This is a genomic window from Streptomyces sp. NPDC018610 (genome assembly GCF_044391765.1).
Classification (GTDB): Bacteria; Actinomycetota; Actinomycetes; order Streptomycetales; family Streptomycetaceae; genus Streptomyces.
The window spans coordinates 161515-177942 of sequence record NZ_JBISAL010000001.1; the positions used below are offsets into that span (position 1 = coordinate 161515).

Genomic DNA, 16428 nt, shown 5'->3' on the forward strand with positions numbered 1-16428 from the left:
GGAGATGACGGAGACGAAGGGGATGCGGAAGTGAGAGAGGAAGCAGGAGCAATCAAGTCAGTGCCAAGATTAGGAAGTTGAGCAAAGAAAGACAGCAAGAGCCGGTCAGGAGAGGAGGAAATCAGCCTCCCCGGCCTTGGCGCCCTGGATGAACGCGTTCATCTCGTCGGTGGTGTAGATGAGGGCCGGTCCGTCCGGGTCGGTGGACTGGCGCACCGCTATCCGGCCGTCGGCCAGCTTCATCGCCTCCAGGCAGTTGCCCCCGTTGCCGCCGCTCCAGGGTTTGTGCCAGCCCTCGCTGCCCAGGTCCCGGGCAGGCATGCCGTTGTAGATCCGGTCACCGCGAAACCGCGGCCCGGACTGGGACGTCGTGCGATCCATTCACAGCTCCTTGCGGAGATCCCGGAGGATCTCCTTCGTGCGATGTGCCGTGGCGGCCTGCGCCGCCATGCGGTCCATGACCTCGAGGTGGGTCGCCACCTCGCTGCGCGCGTCCAGGTAGACGGCGCCGGTCAGGTACTCGCTGTAGACCATGTCGGGAAGTTCCGGCACGGCGAATCGGAACAGCACGAAGGGCCCGTACGTGCCCGGGTGCGGCCCCGAGGAGAACGGGGCGACCTGCAGCGTCACGTTGGGCAGCTTCGTGGCGTCCAGCAATCTGTCGATCTGGGCGCGCATCACCTCCGGGCCGCCGACCCGGCGGCGCAGCGCGGTCTCGTCGAGCACGGCCCAGAACCTCGGCGCGTCGGAACGGGTGAGCAGTTCCTGACGCCGCATGCGCAACGCGACATGGCGCTCGATGTCCTCGGGGCTGGTCTGCCCGACGGCGCCCGACTCCAGCACCCCGCGCGCGTAGTCCTCGGTCTGCAGCAGCCCGGGCACGAAGTGCGGCTCGTAGGACCGGATGAGCGAGGCGGCGCCCTCCAGGCTGACGTACATCGAGAACCAGCCCGGCAGGATGTCGTGGAACCGCTGCCACCAACCGGGCCGGTTGGCGTCCTCGGCCAGTTGCACGAAGGCCTCGGCCTCGTCGTCGGGAACGCCGTACGCCTTCAGCAGCAGTTGCAGGTACGGGATCTTGAGGGCGACCTCGGCCATCTCCATACGGCGGATCGTGGCGGGGGCGACCCTGAGGACGCGGGCCGCCTCCTCGCGCTTGAGCCCCGCGCGTTCCCGCAGGTCGAGCAGGCGCCGGCCGAGCACGACCTGCCCGACGGTCGGCGCGGACCGCGGTTCGCTCACCGCCCCACCTCCACCAAAGAGTCCCGACAGCCCTGCGGCGCCATCCGAAGATCCGTTCGAAGACCCGGTGGATCCTCGCCGATCCGAACTGGCGCCGCGCGACGTGCTGTTGCGAGCAGTCTGCCACGCCCCCTCACCGCGTCATACAGCACTCTGCATTTTTCAGAGTGACCCTTGCCAAGTGTTCGAGGCGGGGGCGATAGTGGCAAGCGTGATTCCGTCCCCGCCCTTAGGAACAGCCGCCGCCGCGGGCCTTCTCGACCCCGGCGCCCCCACGGCAACGGGCCCCGACGCGACCGCCGCACAGCGCCGGTTCCGTTTCGAGCTGGCCGCACACCCGGGTTCCCCGGCCCAGGCCAGACGCCTGACCAGGGCCCGGTTGACCGGCTGGTCGGTGTGCGAGGACACCTGCGACACCGCGGTTCTGGTCGTCTCGGAACTGGTCACCAACGCGATCGTGCACACCGCGAGCAGCCATGTCGTCTGCGAGCTGACCGATGGCGCCGGCCTGGTGCGCATAGCCGTGCGCGACGAGGGCTGCGCGCCGGGCGAACCTCACCCGTCCCCGCAGCGCCCGGAGGAGGAGCACGGCAGGGGGCTGATGCTGGTGGAGGCCATGTGCCACGCCTGGGGCACGCGGGAGCACGGCCCGGGGCTCGTGGTGTGGGCGGAACTGCCGCACACGTCCGCCCCGACGGCGTGCCCCGGCCAGGAGGCCGGATTCGGCGACGGCCGCGAGACGCCCTCGGCGTCGGCGTCCCGTGCCGGCCACGAGGCCCGCGGCGACCTCGGCTGGGGGGCGCCCAAGCCCGCACCGGACGGTCGCCCGCACCCGCACCGGGACACCGAGGACGCGTCCAAGACCGCGCCCACCACACGGCACGCCGCACCGCACACGACGACACACGGAACGGGGGCCGTATGGCTGTGAGCGGCGGCTCCGGCCCCGGACAGGTACTGAGCCTGGACACCCTCGTGCGCCTGGGGCGCGGGACGCGCACGTCCGCCGCGGCGGACGGCGTCGCGCCGCGCGGCCGAGCCGGCGCGGCCGGAGGAGAGGGCCCGGGCGCCGACGGGAGGCCCGGATCCTCCGGCACGCCCCGCAGGCTGCCGCTGCCCGACGGCATGACGCTCCCGCTGGGCTGCGACGCCGTCGCCGTGCCCGCCCGCCTCGGCCCCTCGCTGATGCCCCGGCTGCCGCGCGTGGGCTGCGTCTACGCCGACGAGACGCACTGGTGGTTCATCGTCCCGGCCGACTCCGACTACGCCCTGCGGTGGCCCGCCGCCGCGCACTACGCCACCGGCGCCGTCCTTCCCGGCACCGGGGGCACGGACCGGCTCCCCGCCCTCACCCACCGGCCGGCCGGCACGGTGCCCTACACCCCGCCGATCCCGCTCTACCTGGCGCTGTGCCGGGTGACGGACACGACACCGGCCTGGTCCCGGCCGGTCGACGCGTGAAGCGGGCGGACCGACGGGAGCGAGTGAGCCGCACGAGCGAGTGAGCCGCACGAGCGGGTGAGCCGCACGAGCGGGTGAGCCGCACGGCACATGAGCCGCTTGTGCGTCCGCGTGCCGGGGAGCCGTACGCTCCCGCGCGCTTCGGCCGCCGCGCCACGCGCCCTGCCGCGGACCGGCCCGCGCCGCGATAGTGGCCTCCATTCGCGACCGGGGAGGCCGTCGGTGGAACTGAGGCGCGTGCGACGCGGCAGGAAGACCACACCCAGGACACCCGCACCCGAGGTCTCCGAGTCCGAGCGCCTGCTCTTCGGTGGCCCGCTGCGCTACGACACCGGCTGGAGCCAGCACAACGACGCCTTCCTGGAGCTGAACTTCCGGGGCATGGTGCGGCGGCTGCCCGGTCTGCTGGCCGCCAGCTTCCGGCTGGCCCGGCAGGCGGACCGGCGGGCGACGAACACGGTGCTGGCCGCGGAGACCGTTCGGGGCGGCGCGCAGGCGGTCAGCCTGCTCGCGGTGAACAGCGTGCTCAGCCGGGTGATCGGCGGCGGCCCGCTGGAGGACCGGCTGCGCGGCGCCGTGCCGGCGCTGGTGGTCATGGCGGCGGTGATGCTGGTCGGCGCCCTGCTGCGGGCCGCCTCGACGCACGCCACCGGCCGGCTGGAGCCGAAGGTCGAGCGGGTGGCGACCGAGCTGTACCTGGAACGGGCGGCCGGGGTGGAACTGTCCGCCATCGAGGACCACGCCTTCCACAAACTGCTGGACACCGCGCAGTACGGCGCCTCCTCCGCCCGCCGGATGATCACGTACGGCACGCGCGTGGTGAACGCGATGATCTCGCTGGTCGCGGCGGCGGGCGTGCTGACCGTGCTGCACTGGGTGCTGCTTCCGCTGCTGGTGACGATGACCCTGCCGAGCGCGTGGAGCGCGCTGACCAATGCCCGGCGGCGCTACGCGTCCTTCCACACCTGGGTGCAGCACGCCCGCGCGGGCCACCTGCTCAGCGGGCTGCTCACCGAACCGGCGGCGGCCCCGGAGATCCGGGTGCACGGCGTGGGGCCGTTCCTGCTGCGGCACTACCGGCAGATGTCGGAGACCGCCGAGGCGGAGCAGGCCCGGCTGGCCCGGCTGGCGGCCCGCACGGGGCTGTTCGCGGCGGCCTGGACGGGGCTGGCGACGGTGGCGACGTACGCGACGCTCGGCGCGCTGCTGCTGGCCGGGGCGATGGCGCTGTCCGTGGCCGGTACGGCGGTCATCGCGATCCGGACCGGCTCGGCGAGCCTGGACACCCTCGTCCTGGAGGTCAACCAGTTGCACGAGGAGGCGCTGTTCGTCGGCGATCTGCAGCGCCTGTACACCGAGGCCGCCAAGCGCGCGATCCCTAGCGGCGGGCAGCCGCTGCCGGAGGACCCGCGCGAGATCCGGTTCGAGGACGTGAGCTTCAGCTACCCGGCCGACGGTGAGGCTTCCCGCCCGGCGCTGGACGACGTGTCCCTGACGATCCCGCTCGGCCGGATCGTCGCCCTGGTCGGCGAGAACGGCTCCGGCAAGACGACCCTGGTCAAGCTGCTGGCCGGGCTCTACACCCCGGACCGGGGCCGGATCCTGTGGGACGGTGTGGACGCGGCGGGCGCGGACCGGCACGCGCTCGCGGAGCGGATCGCGATGGTGGCGCAGGACTTCAAGCGCTGGCCGTTCACCGCGCGGGTCAATGTGGCGGTGGGCCGGTCCTCCGTGCCGCTCACCGAGCAGCGGCTGACGGCGGCGGTCGCCGACGCGGGCGCCGAGGACGTGGTCGCGGATCTGCCGCGCGGGCTGGACACCCTCCTGGCGCGCGACTTCAGCGGCGGGCACGAGCTGTCCGGCGGCCAGTGGCAGCGGCTGGGCATCGCGCGGGCCGCCTACCGGCGCGGCCGGATCCTGATCGTGGACGAGCCGACGGCGGCGCTCGACGCCCGCGCCGAGCTGGAGGTGTTCGAGCGGATCAGAGGGCTGGCGGACAGCGGACAGACGGTGGTGCTGATCACGCACCGGCTGGCGTCCGTGCGCCACGCCGACCTGGTGCACGTCCTCGACCAGGGCCGGCTGGTGGAGTCCGGTCCGCCGGAGGAGCTGCTGGCCACCGGCGGCCTGTACGCGGAGCTGTACGCGCTTCAGGCGGAGCAGTTCGCGGCGAAGGTCCCGGCCCCGGCCGCCCCGGAGGCGGGCTGACCGGGCTCGGCCTCACCGAGGGTCGTGTTCACGTCATCCTTGAGGCCGTCGGCGCCGCTCAGGCACTCACGTCACCGCCGCCGTCCCCGCCGCGGACGATCACCAGGAAGGTGTCCGTCGCGAGGTCCATCACGACCTCCGCCGGCAGGCCCTCCAGACGCCGCGCATGCGCGAACTCCTCCGCCGGCCATGACCCGCGCGGCCCGCCGGCGGGAAAGCGCTCGAGCACCGTTCGCCCGTTCACCCTGCACCTCCACAATGTCGTACTCGGAGATTTAAACGCCAAGCATGGGGTGAACGACTCGCTCGGTGACGCTACTGAGACGTACCCGACACGAGTTCCATGCCAAAAGTGCGTCCGACCTCACACTTCTGGCGCAACCGATCACTTTCCGCGCCGTATTGGGAACGTGCCGTGTTCCTGGAGAGCACGCGCGACGGTGCCACGACGGAACGGTGGGCGGCACCTGCGGCTCCCGCCGAATGGGCTCTGCGGAGCGGGTCTGCGGCCGAGCGCGAGTGGGTTCCGCGGGCGGGCCTGCGCGGGGGGCTCCGGGCGGGGTCACTTCTCCCGGCGGTCGCCGGGTGGGGCGGTCGGCAGGCCCGCCGTCCGCGCCGCCGTACGCAGGACCTCCCGGAGCATCTCGGTGGTGAGCCGGCCGGTGAAGGTGTTGCGCTGGCTGACGTGGAAGCAGCCGAAGACGTCGAGGCCGTCGAGCGGCACCCGGGCGCCGTGGGCGAAGGCGGGACGCGGGCGGGGCACCGTCCAGCCGGCCGCGGCGAACGCCGGCAGCGCGGCCTGCCAGCCGAAGGCGCCCAGGACGACGACCGACCGGAGGGTGGGGCGCAGCAGGTGCAGCTCCTGGACCAGCCACGGGCGGCAGGTGTCCCGCTCACCGGGTGTCGGCTTGTTGGCGGGCGGGGCGCAGTGCACGGGCGAGGTCACCCGCACCCCGTACAGCTCCAGTGCGTCGTCGGCGGAGACGGCGGTGGGCTGCGAGGCGAGCCCCAGGTCGTACAGCGCCCGGTAGAGGACGTCCCCGGAGCGGTCCCCGGTGAACATGCGCCCGGTGCGGTTGGCGCCGTGCGCGGCCGGGGCGAGTCCCACGATCAGCAGCCGGGCGTCCGGCGGCCCGAAGCCCGGCACCGGCCGGCCCCAGTACGTCCAGTCGGCGAACGCGGCCCGCTTGGTCCGGGCCACCTCCTCCCGCCAGGCCACCAGGCGCGGACAGGCCCGGCACTCGGTCACCCGCCGGTCCAGCGCGGCGAGGCTGCTGCTCTCCGTGTCCATGCCCATGCCGTTGCCCATGGTTCCACCGTAAATTCGCGCGGCGCGGGCGGCCCGAGAGACTAAGGTCGAGGCCATGGCTTGGGAGGACGAGATGGACCGTGGGCAGGAGGGCGGCGGGGAAGGCTCCGCCGTCCCGTCCGTGACCGCCGTGGACCCGAAGGTCGCCGCCGCCGTCGCCGCCGCCGAGGCGGCCGGTCCGGCGAGCGGCGAGACCGTGCGGATCGACAGCTGGATCTGGGCCGTCCGCCTGGTCAAGACGCGTTCCGTCGGCGCCACCGCCTGCCGGGGCGGCCACGTCCGGGTGAACGGGGAACGGGTGAAGCCCGCCCACTCCGTCCGGGTCGGCGACGAGGTGCGGCTGCGGGGCGGCGAGGGGCGGGAGCGGATCGTCGTCGTCACCCGGCTGATCCGCAAGCGCGTCGGCGCCCCTGTGGCCGTGCAGTGCTACGTCGACAACTCCCCGCCGCCCCCGCCCCGCGAGGCGGTGGCCCCCGTCGCCGTCCGCGACCGCGGCGCCGGCCGCCCCACCAAGCGCGACCGCCGCGAGCTGGAGCGTCTGCGCGACATGGGTGGCCTGGACGGCTCCAGCGGCCCGGCGGGCCGCCCACGGAGCGACTGACGCCCGCCCCGCGCCGAGTCCGGGTGCCGGCGAACTTCCCGGGCTTCGGCCGCCGGCGTCACGAGCGCGGGTACCGGCGCAGCAGTCGCGCGTTGTGGTCGCGGCGCATCCAGGCGATGACGACGAGGGGGACGAGCAGGACGAGCGGAGTCGCCGCGTTCTCCCCGTCGAAGGCCGTGAGCTGGACGACGAACGCGCCGACCATCAGCGCGGCCAGCGCCAGCGCCGCCACCGACTGGAGCAACGGGACCAGCAGGGCCACGGCCCCGGCCAGCTCCAGCACACCGATGGTGTACATGCCCGCGCTGCTCCAGCCCATCCGGTCGAAGGACTCCACCGCCGAGGGGTGTGCGATGAGCTTGGGCAGCGCGCTCGCCAGGCCGTAGAACAGGGCCAGTGCCACCTGCACCACGCGCAGGGCCCGCAGGGCGACGGACGGGGCGGGGGCGACGGTCTCGGACATGGGTTCCTCCGGGAAGCGGGGTGCCGTGCTGTCGCAGAGGTAGACCGGTCCGCGCCGGGAAACTCATCGCATGGGCACCGCCCGCACCCAGATCCCGTCCTCCGTCAGGTATCTGTCGACCTTCAGCCCCGCCTCCGCCAATGCCTCCTCGAACTGCTCCCGGCTCAGCGGCCGGGACAGGAACGTCTGGGTCCAGGTGGCGTCCGGGAACTCGTACTCCACGCGGACCGAGTTCACTCCGTCGCCGACCGGTTCGGCCGACACGATCCGCACCGTGAAGCCGGTGGGGTCCACCCGCTCGCGGGGCAGATCCGTGTGGTAGTCCGCCCCCTCCCGCTGGATCAGCACGCAGCCGTCCTCGGCGACGTGCTCGGCGCAGGCGCGCAGCAGCCCCCGCCGCACCTCGATGTCGCCCGCGTGCACGAGGAACGACGCCAGCATCACGACGTCGAAGGTCTCCCCCAGGTCCAGCTGCTCGATCGGGCTGCATATGGTCCGCGCCCCACGCACCCGCCGCAGCATCTCGGGTGACTCGTCCACCGCGGTGACGGTGAAGCCGCGGTCCAGCAGCGGATGGGTCACGCGGCCCACCCCGCAGCCCAGTTCCAGGATGTGCGCGCCCGCCGGCACGGCCGCGGCGATGATGTCCGGCTCGTCCCCGACGGGCACCCGGCTGTAGAGCTCGACCGCGCAGCCGTCCGGCGTGATCGCTCCCGGTCCCGTCCCCTGATACCCCTGACGCATCTTCAGCTCCATGCCCGGACAACGGACCGTGTCCGACGCCCGTTCCCCTCTCGCACTGGTTCACCCGTACGAGTGAGCGGAAGTGCGGGGCGGAGGAGGAGTACGGTGCAAAGAGGAGTGGTGAGCGGTGATGCGTACCGGTAGTGAGCCGACGACCGCGCGCAGTGCTCTGCGGGCGCGGCTGTGGCTGAGCGTGTGGGGGCTGGTCTGGGCGATGTTCGGCACGGCCGCGTTCATGCTGGTCGGGCGGCCCGGGTGGGCCGCGGCCTGCGGGCTGCTGTGGCTGGTGATCGCGGTCGACTTCACGCTGATCGTCCGGCATCTGCGGCAGGGCCCGCACTACCAGCCGGGCCGCGACGTGCCGCCGTACCAGCCGCCGGAGCACCGGCGCCCGTAGCGCGGCACGGGCCGTGCGCTCAGGCGGTCGGCGGGTCAAGCGGCCGGACGGCGGCGGCTCAGGCGTCGAAGCGGGCCCGCTGCAGGTACTCCGGGTTCGGGTCCAGCGCGGCGGCCAGGCGGAAGTGCCGCTTGGCCTGGTCGGGGCGGCCCTGGCGCTCGTAGGTGCGGCCGAGCGCGAAGTGCGCGAACGCGTTGTCCGGCTCCCGCTCCAGGACGACGGTGAACTCCAGCTCCGCGGGTCTGAGCTGCGCCGCCGCGAAGAAGGCACGGGCGCGCAGCAGACGCGCCGCGGTGTTCTCCGGGTGCGCGGAGATGACCCGGTCGAGCAGCTTCACCGCGCCCCGCGGATCACGTGCGGCGAGCAGTCGCTCGGCGGCACGGAAGTCGATGACGTACGTCTCCGGAGCACGTCCGGGCGAACCGCTGGTGTCGGGCACGGCACATTCCTTCCCTCGCCGACCGGGTTCAACGCCCTGTCCGTCGGCCCCTATTCCTCAGGGACGCGCCGGGGCCGGCGGGGAGTGCCGGTCCCGGAGCCGGTCAAGGGGTGTGCGCCCGCCGTACGAGCCCGTCCCAGATCTCCGCCACCCGCTCGCGCAGTTCCTCCAGCGGCACGTCGTTGTCGATGACCACGTCGGCGATCTTCCGGCGCTCCTCGCGCGTCGCCTGCGCGGCCATGCGGGCGCGGGCGTCCTCCTCGGTCATACCGCGCAGCCGTACGAGCCGGTCGAGCTGGGTCTCGGGGGCGGCGTCGACCACGATCACCAGGTCGTACAGCGGGGCGAGGCCGTTCTCGGTGAGGAGGGGGACGTCGTGGACGACGACGGCGTCCTCGGCGGCGGCCTCCTCCAGCTCGCGGGAGCGGGCGCCGACCATCGGGTGCACGATCGAGTTCAGCACGGCCAGCTTGTCCGGGTCGGCGAAGACGACGGAGCCGAGCCTGGGCCGGTCCAGGCCGCCGTCGGCGGCGAGCACCTCCCGGCCGAAGGCCTCGACGACCGCCGCCAGACCGGGGGTGCCCGGGGCGACGACCTCGCGTGCGATGCGGTCGGCGTCGATCAGCACGGCCCCGTGCTCGACGAGCAGCCGCGACACCTCGCTCTTACCGGCTCCGATGCCCCCGGTCAGGCCTACCTTCAGCATGAGCGGCAGCTTAGGCCCCGGTCGCCGCGGCGCGCCCGGCGGGATCGTGTCCACCGGTCCCGCGGCGGCCTTCGCGGTCACGTCTCAGTTGTCGCCCTCGCGCTCGGCGAGGAACTTCTCGAACTCTCGGCCGATCTCGTCCGCGGAGGGGATCTCGACGGGTTCGGCGAGCATGTTGCCCCGGGTCTCCGCGCCCGCAGCGGCGTCGTACTGGTGCTCGAGGCCCTGGACGAGGGAGGTGAGTTCGTCGTCGCCCTCCCGGATCTGCCGCTCGATCTCGGTCTGGGTGCGGTGGGCGTCGTTGCGCAGGGAGTGGGCGAGGCCGGGCAGGACCAGGCCGGTGGCCGAGGTGATGGCCTCCAGGACGGTCAGGGCCGCGTCGGGGTAGGCGGACCGGGCGATGTAGTGCGGCACGTGCGCGGCGACGCCCAGGGCGTCGTGGCCGGCCTCCATCAGGCGGTACTCCAGCAGCGCCTCGACGCTGCCCGGCACCTGCGCCTCCTCGAAGGGGCTGCGGTGGCCCGGGACGAGGTCGCTGCGGTTGCCGTGCGGGGTGAGGCCCACCGGGCGGGTGTGCGGGACGCCCATGGGGATGCCGTGGAAGTTGACCGAGAGGCGCACGCCGAGGCGCTCGACGATCTGCCGCACGGCCGCCGCGAACCGCTCCCACTCCACGTCCGGCTCGGGTCCGGCCAGCAGCAGGAAGGGCGCGCCGGTCGCGTCCTGGACGAGGCGCACCTCGATGGTGGGCTCCTCGTACTCGGTCCAGCGGTCGCGCTTGAAGGTCAGCAGCGGGCGGCGCGCCCGGTAGTCGACGAGCCGGTCGTGGTCGAACCGCGCCACGACCTGGTGGGGCAGCGAGTCGAGCAGCCCCTCGACGATCTGGTCGCCGGTCTCGCCCGCGTCGATGTATCCGTCGAAGTGGTAGAGCATGACAAGGCCGGCCGACTCCTGGGCCAGCGCCATGTCGACGACTGCCAGGCCCTTCGGCTCCCATGCGTACAAACCCTGCGGATCAAGCACTGTGACCGCCCCTCCTCGTGTTCGTAGGTTCACAACGAGGAGCGGGACGCGGACATTCCCCGCTCAGGTGGTCGCGTGCGGAAGCGCACCTGACGGGGGCGTCCCGGACGGGAGGGTCCGCCTCGTACCACGGGTCCGCCCCGTGCGGCGGGGCCCGGCCCGTGCGAGGGCCGGCCCGCTCCGTGCGAGAGGCTCGGTACGGAAGGAGCTCGGCACGACGGGATCCGCCGTACGACGACTGCGGCCCGCACCCCGGGTGGGGTGCGGGCCGCGGTCATCGGCTGCTAGTGCCTAGCGGTGAGCGCTCAGCTCTGGCCGCCGGCCAGCTTCTCGCGGAGCGCGGCGAGCGCCTCGTCCGAAGCCAGCGCACCGGAGGTGTCGCCGCCCTCGGAGGAGTACGAACCGCCGGACGCGACCGGAGCGGCGGCCTCGCCACCCTCGGCAGCGGCCTGGGCGTCCGCCTCGCGGGACTTGATGACCTGCGCCTGGTGCTGCTCGAAGCGAGTCTGCGCCTCGGCGTACTGGCGCTCCCACTCCTCGCGCTGCTTCTCGTAGCCCTCGAGCCAGTCGTTGGTCTCGGGGTCGAAGCCCTCGGGGTAGATGTAGTTGCCCTGGTCGTCGTAGGACGCGGCCATGCCGTACAGGGTCGGGTCGAACTCGACCGTGGCCGGGTCGGCACCGAAGGCCTCGTTGGCCTGCTTCAGCGAGAGGCTGATGCGACGACGCTCGAGGTCGATGTCGATGACCTTGACGAAGATCTCGTCGTTGACCTGGACGACCTGCTCCGGGATCTCCACGTGGCGCTCGGCCAGCTCGGAGATGTGGACCAGACCCTCGATGCCCTCGTCCACGCGGACGAACGCACCGAACGGAACCAGCTTCGTGACCTTGCCGGGCACGACCTGGCCGATCTGGTGGGTGCGGGCGAACTGCTGCCACGGGTCTTCCTGGGTCGCCTTCAGCGACAGGGAGACACGCTCGCGGTCCATGTCGACGTCCAGGACCTCGACCGTGACCTCCTGGCCGACCTCGACGACCTCGGAGGGGTGGTCGATGTGCTTCCAGGACAGCTCGGAGACGTGGACCAGACCGTCGACGCCACCCAGGTCCACGAAGGCACCGAAGTTGACGATCGAGGAGACCACGCCGGAGCGGACCTGACCCTTCTGCAGGGTCGTGAGGAACGTCTGGCGGACCTCGGACTGGGTCTGCTCCAGCCAGGCACGGCGGGACAGGACCACGTTGTTGCGGTTCTTGTCCAGCTCGATGATCTTCGCCTCGAGCTCCTTGCCCACGTAGGGCTGGAGGTCGCGGACACGGCGCATCTCGACCAGGGAGGCCGGGAGGAAGCCGCGGAGGCCGATGTCGAGGATGAGACCACCCTTGACGACCTCGATGACGGTACCGGTGACGATGCCGTCCTCTTCCTTGATCTTCTCGATGGTGCCCCAGGCACGCTCGTACTGGGCGCGCTTCTTCGAGAGGATCAGGCGGCCTTCCTTGTCCTCCTTCTGGAGGACCAGGGCCTCGATCTCGTCGCCCACGGCGACGACCTCGTTCGGGTCGACGTCGTGCTTGATCGAGAGCTCGCGGCTCGGGATGACACCTTCGGTCTTGTAACCGATGTCGAGCAGGACCTCGTCCCGGTCGACCTTCACGATGACGCCGTCGACGATGTCGCCGTCGTTGAAGTACTTGATCGTCTCGTCGATCGCGGCGAGGAAGGCTTCCTCGTTACCGATGTCGTTGACCGCTACCTGCGGAGTGGTGGCGGTGGTCTCGGTGCTGCTCGTCATGTGGGAAAGGGCTCCGGTACGGACATTGAAGTCGTAGGTACTGCTTGCGCCAGGAGCCCGTTTCGCTCTGAAGAAGCCGGACAGCCAAAGAAGCACCACCCAAAAACGCTTGTGGCGCCTCGAAAACCGAGGGGACATACAACAGACGCGAGCGCAGCCTGCTACGTCTGAGGAGCGCAGGCTCGCAGCGCAACTTGTAGCATACGGGGGCAGCCGGACAGGGTCAATGCGCGAAGCCGCACACGCGGGGCGGATCACCGCATATCCGGCACAGAACCTGTCTCCCGAGGCCATGCCGACACCAGGACGACCCCTTCCGGCGGCGCGCCATGGGGGCGGGTTGGACGGAAGAGTACGACGAGGGAGCCGATCATCCAAGAGCCAGAACCGTTCGAAACGTCCGAGCCCGAGGCCACCCGGCGCGCGGCGGGCGTCACGGAGAGCGCCCGGGCCAACCGGGGCTGGTGGGACCGGAACGCGGACGAGTACCAGGTCGAGCACGGCACGTTCCTCGGCGACGACCGTTTCGTGTGGTGCCCCGAGGGCCTGGACGAGGTGGAGGCGGAGCTGCTCGGCCCGTCGGAGGAGCTGAAGGGCAAGGACGTCCTGGAGATCGGCGCCGGCGCGGCCCAGTGCTCGCGCTGGCTGGCCGCGCAGGGGGCACGCCCGGTGGCCCTGGACCTGTCGCACCGCCAGCTCCAGCACGCGCTGCGGATCGGCGGATCGTTTCCGTTGGTGTGCGCGGACGCGGCGGCGCTGCCGTTCGCGGACGGCTCCTTCGACGTGGCGTGCTCGGCGTACGGGGCGCTGCCCTTCGTCGCCGACCCGCGGCTGGTGCTGCGCGAGATCCGCCGGGTGCTGCGGCCGGGCGGACGGTTCGTCTTCTCGGTCACGCACCCGGTCCGGTGGGCCTTCCCGGACGAGCCGGGCCCGGAGGGCCTGTCGGTGTCCGCCTCCTACTTCGACCGCACGCCGTACGTGGAGCAGGACGAGGAGGGCCTCGCCGTCTACGTCGAGCACCACCGCACACTGGGAGACCGGGTCCGGGACGTCGTGACGTCGGGGTTCCGCCTGGTGGACCTCGTCGAGCCGGAGTGGCCCGACTGGAACACCTCGGAGTGGGGCGGCTGGTCCCCGCTGCGCGGGCACCTGATCCCGGGCACGGCGATCTTCGTGTGCGAGAGGGACTGAGGCAGTCCGGGGAATCGGGGGTGCTCCCCCGCACACCGGGCAGACGGTCGTACGAACGGCGTCCTCAGGGGCGCCGTTCGTCGTCGTACGACACTGGGAGCGTGATCCGTTACGACGCCCTGGACGCGCTGCCCGTACGCGGCGCGCTGCCCGCACTCGAAGACGCGCTGGAGGGGCACGGCACCGCCGTGCTGGTCGCCCCGCCCGGCACCGGCAAGACGACGCTGGTGCCGCTGGCCCTGGCCGGGCTGCTGGGCGAGGGGCCGGCGCGGCGCGTGGTCGTGGCCGAGCCGCGGCGGATCGCGGCGCGGGCCGCGGCCCGGCGGATGGCGTGGCTGTTGGGTGAGAAGCCCGGCGGCAGCGTCGGGCACACGGTCCGCGGGGAGCGCGTCGTCGGGCCGCGCACGCGCGTGGAGGTCGTCACGACCGGCGTGCTGCTCCAGCGGCTGCAGCGCGACCAGGAGCTGAGCGGCGTCGACGCGGTGGTGCTCGACGAGTGCCACGAACGGCACCTGGACGCCGACACGGCGGCGGCGTTCCTGTGGGACGTACGGGAGACGCTGCGGCCCGAGCTGCGGCTGCTGGCCGCGTCGGCGACCACGGACGCTCAGGGCTGGGCGCGGCTGCTGGGCGGGGCCCCGGTGGTGGAGGCGCGGGGCGCGTCGCATCCGGTCGAGGTGGTGTGGGCGCCGCCCGCGCGCCCGGTGCGGCCGCCGCACGGGATGCGGGTGGATCCCGCGCTGCCGGCCCATGTGGCGTCGGTGGTGCGGCGGGCGCTGGCCGAGCGGACCGGGGACGTGCTGTGCTTCCTGCCGGGCGTGGGCGAGATCAGGCGGGTCGCCGGGCGGCTGGGGGACCTCGGCGACGTCGACGTGCTCCAGGTGCACGGGCGCGCGCCGGCGGACGTGCAGGAGGCGGTGCTCGCGCCCGGGCGGCGGCGCCGGGTGGTGCTGGCCACCGCCGTGGCCGAGTCGTCGCTGACGGTTCCCGGGGTGCGGGTGGTCGTCGACTGCGGCCTCGCCCGGGAGCCGCGGGTGGACCACGCGCGCGGGCTGAGCGCCCTGACGACCGTACGGGCCTCGCAGGCGGCCGGGCGGCAGCGGGCGGGACGCGCCGGGCGGGAGGCGCCGGGGACGGTGTACCGCTGCTGGGCGGAGGCGGAGGACGGGCGCCTGCCGCAATTCCCGGCGCCGGAGATCAAGGTGGCGGACCTGACCGCGTTCGCCCTTCAGGCCGCCTGCTGGGGAGATCCGGACGCCTCCGGTCTGGCGCTGCTGGATCCGCCGCCGGGCGGGGCGATGGCCGCGGCGCGGGAGGTCCTGACCGCCGTGGGCGCGGTGGACCCTGCCGGCCGGGCCACGGAGCGGGGGCGCGTGCTGGCGCGGCTCGGCGTGCATCCGCGCCTGGGCCGGGCCCTGCTCGACGCCCCGGCCGCCGTGCCGGACGGCGGGGAGCGGGCCGCCGAGGTCGTGGCGCTGCTGAGCGAGGAGGCGCCGCGGGAGTACGGGGACGACCTCGCCGCCGTGCTGCGGGGAGTCCGGCGCGGGGGTGACGCGTACGCGTCGCGGTGGCGGGCGGAGGTGCGGCGGCTGCGGGACGCGTCGTCGGGCGCCGCGCGGCCGCCCGCCGGTGGCCGGCGCGGCGGGGCGGCCGCCGGGCCGGGACCGGCCGCCCCTGACGCGCGGGAGGCCCCGAAGCGCGCCGCCGACGGGCCGGTCCCCCGGCGTCCCGGCACCGACGGCAGGCCCGCGGGGCACGCGGAGGCGGTGACGGACGAGCGGGTCGCGGGGGTCGTCGGGGCGCTGGCCTTTCCCGAGCGGGTCGCGCGGCTCGACGGCGGGTCGTACGTGATGGCCTCCGGTACGCGGGCCGAGCTCTGCGAGGGGTCGCCCCTGCGGGGGTCGCCCTGGATCGCCGTCGCCGTGGCCGACCGGCCGCTCGGCAGGGCGCACGCGCGCGTGCGGCTCGCCGCGGCGATCGACGAGGACGTCGCCCGGCTCGCGGCCGGGGCGCTGCACGAGGAGCGGGAGGAGGTCCGCTGGGCCGGCGGGGACGTCGTCGCGCGACGGGTCGAACGGCTGGGGGCGGTCGAGCTGGCGGCGCGCCCGCTCACCGGAGCCGACGCCGCACTCGTGCGCGAGGCGCTGCTCGACGGGCTGCGACAGGAGGGCTTCGGGCTGCTGCGGTGGACGGCGGAGGCCGGTGTGCTCAGGCAGCGGCTGGCGTTCCTGCGACGGCGGCTCGGGGAGCCCTGGCCCGACGTCGCCGACGACGCGCTGCACGCGCGCGCGGCCGAGTGGCTGGAGCCGGAGCTGAGCCGGGCCCGGCGGCGCGCGGACCTGGCGCGGATCGACGCCGGGCAGGCGCTGGCCCGGCTGCTGCCCTGGGCGTCCGGTGAGGCCGCCCGGCTGGACGAGCTCGCCCCGGAGCGGATCGCCGTGCCGAGCGGTTCCAGGATCCGGATCGACTACGCGGACCCCGAACGGCCGGTGCTCGCGGTGAAGCTCCAGGAGATGTTCGGGCTGGAGCGCTCGCCCGAGGTCGCCGGGGTGCCGGTCCTGGTGCACCTGCTCTCCCCCGCCGGGCGGCCCGCCGCCGTCACCGCCGACCTCGCCTCCTTCTGGCGGGAGGGCTACAAGGCGGTGCGGGCGGAGCTGCGCGGCCGGTATCCGAGGCATCCCTGGCCCGAGGACCCGGCGACCGCGGAGCCCACCCGGCACACCAACGCCCGGCTCAGGCGCTGAGGGATCGCGCCGCGTGACTCCCGGTGTGCCGGGAGGCTCGCCCGCGAACCGGCGGACGCCCTGCCGCCGTGGCGGAGGGCGCCCCCCGGGCCGTGCCCGTGCCG

Annotated in this window: 17 protein-coding genes; 7 read left to right on the top strand and 10 right to left on the bottom strand. The window is 73.6% G+C overall.

Annotated elements, in window-relative coordinates:
* Nucleotides 1-105: 105 nt before the first annotated feature.
* Nucleotides 106-381: a DUF397 domain-containing protein gene (locus tag ACH5A8_RS00740; protein ID WP_398996511.1), complete on the bottom strand. Its 276-nt coding sequence runs from the start codon at nt 379-381 to the stop codon at nt 106-108.
* Nucleotides 382-1242 (bottom strand): helix-turn-helix transcriptional regulator, encoded by an 861-nt coding sequence (locus tag ACH5A8_RS00745; protein ID WP_398996513.1) that lies wholly within the window; start codon nt 1240-1242, stop codon nt 382-384. It abuts the gene before it with no gap.
* 202 nt (nt 1243-1444) lie between these two features.
* Here ACH5A8_RS00745 and ACH5A8_RS00750 point away from each other — a divergent pair, with 202 nt between their 5' ends.
* From ACH5A8_RS00750 to ACH5A8_RS00760, 3 genes are all read left to right on the top strand, one after another.
* Nucleotides 1445-2173, top strand: coding sequence for an ATP-binding protein (locus tag ACH5A8_RS00750; protein WP_398996515.1), 729 nt, complete (start codon nt 1445-1447; stop codon nt 2171-2173).
* Nucleotides 2164-2703 (top strand): hypothetical protein, encoded by a 540-nt coding sequence (locus ACH5A8_RS00755; protein WP_398996517.1) that lies wholly within the window; start codon nt 2164-2166, stop codon nt 2701-2703. Before ACH5A8_RS00750 ends, ACH5A8_RS00755 begins: the two co-directional genes overlap by 10 nt.
* Before the next feature lie 381 nt (nt 2704-3084).
* Nucleotides 3085-4911, top strand: a complete 1827-nt coding sequence (locus ACH5A8_RS00760) for an ABC transporter ATP-binding protein (RefSeq protein WP_398998188.1) — start codon at nt 3085-3087, stop codon at nt 4909-4911.
* A 58-nt stretch (nt 4912-4969) separates the two neighbouring features.
* Here ACH5A8_RS00760 and ACH5A8_RS00765 read toward each other — a convergent pair whose 3' ends face one another.
* Together ACH5A8_RS00765 and ACH5A8_RS00770 are read right to left on the bottom strand one after the other, a co-directional pair.
* Nucleotides 4970-5155 (bottom strand): hypothetical protein, encoded by a 186-nt coding sequence (locus ACH5A8_RS00765; protein WP_158690395.1) that lies wholly within the window; start codon nt 5153-5155, stop codon nt 4970-4972.
* Nucleotides 5156-5473: 318 nt separating this feature from the next.
* Nucleotides 5474-6220, bottom strand: coding sequence for a uracil-DNA glycosylase (locus ACH5A8_RS00770; protein WP_398996519.1), 747 nt, complete (start codon nt 6218-6220; stop codon nt 5474-5476).
* 55 nt (nt 6221-6275) lie between these two features.
* Here ACH5A8_RS00770 and ACH5A8_RS00775 point away from each other — a divergent pair, with 55 nt between their 5' ends.
* Entirely contained in the window at nt 6276-6821 is a 546-nt protein-coding gene (locus tag ACH5A8_RS00775; protein WP_398996521.1) for an RNA-binding S4 domain-containing protein, read from the top strand.
* 58 nt (nt 6822-6879) lie between these two features.
* Here the strand turns inward: ACH5A8_RS00775 and ACH5A8_RS00780 are convergent, their stop codons facing one another.
* Together ACH5A8_RS00780 and ACH5A8_RS00785 are read right to left on the bottom strand one after the other, a co-directional pair.
* Entirely contained in the window at nt 6880-7284 is a 405-nt protein-coding gene (locus ACH5A8_RS00780; RefSeq protein WP_398996523.1) for a DoxX family protein, read from the bottom strand.
* 63 nt (nt 7285-7347) lie between these two features.
* A complete protein-coding gene (locus ACH5A8_RS00785) occupies nt 7348-8028 on the bottom strand; it encodes a class I SAM-dependent methyltransferase (protein WP_398996525.1) in 681 nt (226 codons plus the stop codon).
* Between the two features lie 130 nt (nt 8029-8158).
* Here ACH5A8_RS00785 and ACH5A8_RS00790 point away from each other — a divergent pair, with 130 nt between their 5' ends.
* On the top strand, nt 8159-8425 hold the full coding sequence (locus ACH5A8_RS00790) for a DUF6343 family protein (protein WP_398996527.1): 267 nt from the start codon (nt 8159-8161) through the stop codon (nt 8423-8425).
* A gap of 58 nt (nt 8426-8483) precedes the next feature.
* Here the strand turns inward: ACH5A8_RS00790 and ACH5A8_RS00795 are convergent, their stop codons facing one another.
* The 4 genes from ACH5A8_RS00795 to rpsA form a co-directional block, all read right to left on the bottom strand.
* Nucleotides 8484-8864, bottom strand: a complete 381-nt coding sequence (locus ACH5A8_RS00795) for a tetratricopeptide repeat protein (protein ID WP_398996529.1) — start codon at nt 8862-8864, stop codon at nt 8484-8486.
* Between the two features lie 103 nt (nt 8865-8967).
* Nucleotides 8968-9570 carry a dephospho-CoA kinase gene (coaE, locus tag ACH5A8_RS00800; protein ID WP_398996531.1) on the bottom strand — a complete coding sequence of 201 codons (603 nt, stop codon included), beginning with the start codon at nt 9568-9570 and terminating at the stop codon, nt 8968-8970.
* An 84-nt stretch (nt 9571-9654) separates the two neighbouring features.
* Nucleotides 9655-10593: a PAC2 family protein gene (locus ACH5A8_RS00805; protein WP_398996533.1), complete on the bottom strand. Its 939-nt coding sequence runs from the start codon at nt 10591-10593 to the stop codon at nt 9655-9657.
* Between the two features lie 305 nt (nt 10594-10898).
* Nucleotides 10899-12389, bottom strand: a complete 1491-nt coding sequence (gene rpsA / locus ACH5A8_RS00810) for a 30S ribosomal protein S1 (protein WP_398996535.1) — start codon at nt 12387-12389, stop codon at nt 10899-10901.
* Between the two features lie 372 nt (nt 12390-12761).
* Here rpsA and ACH5A8_RS00815 point away from each other — a divergent pair, with 372 nt between their 5' ends.
* Both ACH5A8_RS00815 and ACH5A8_RS00820 read left to right on the top strand, forming a co-directional pair.
* Complete coding sequence (locus tag ACH5A8_RS00815; protein ID WP_398998190.1) at nt 12762-13580, top strand: class I SAM-dependent methyltransferase; 819 nt, start codon at nt 12762-12764, stop codon at nt 13578-13580.
* Nucleotides 13581-13681: 101 nt separating this feature from the next.
* On the top strand, nt 13682-16324 hold the full coding sequence (locus tag ACH5A8_RS00820; RefSeq protein ID WP_398996537.1) for an ATP-dependent RNA helicase: 2643 nt from the start codon (nt 13682-13684) through the stop codon (nt 16322-16324).
* Nucleotides 16325-16428 lie beyond the last annotated feature (104 nt).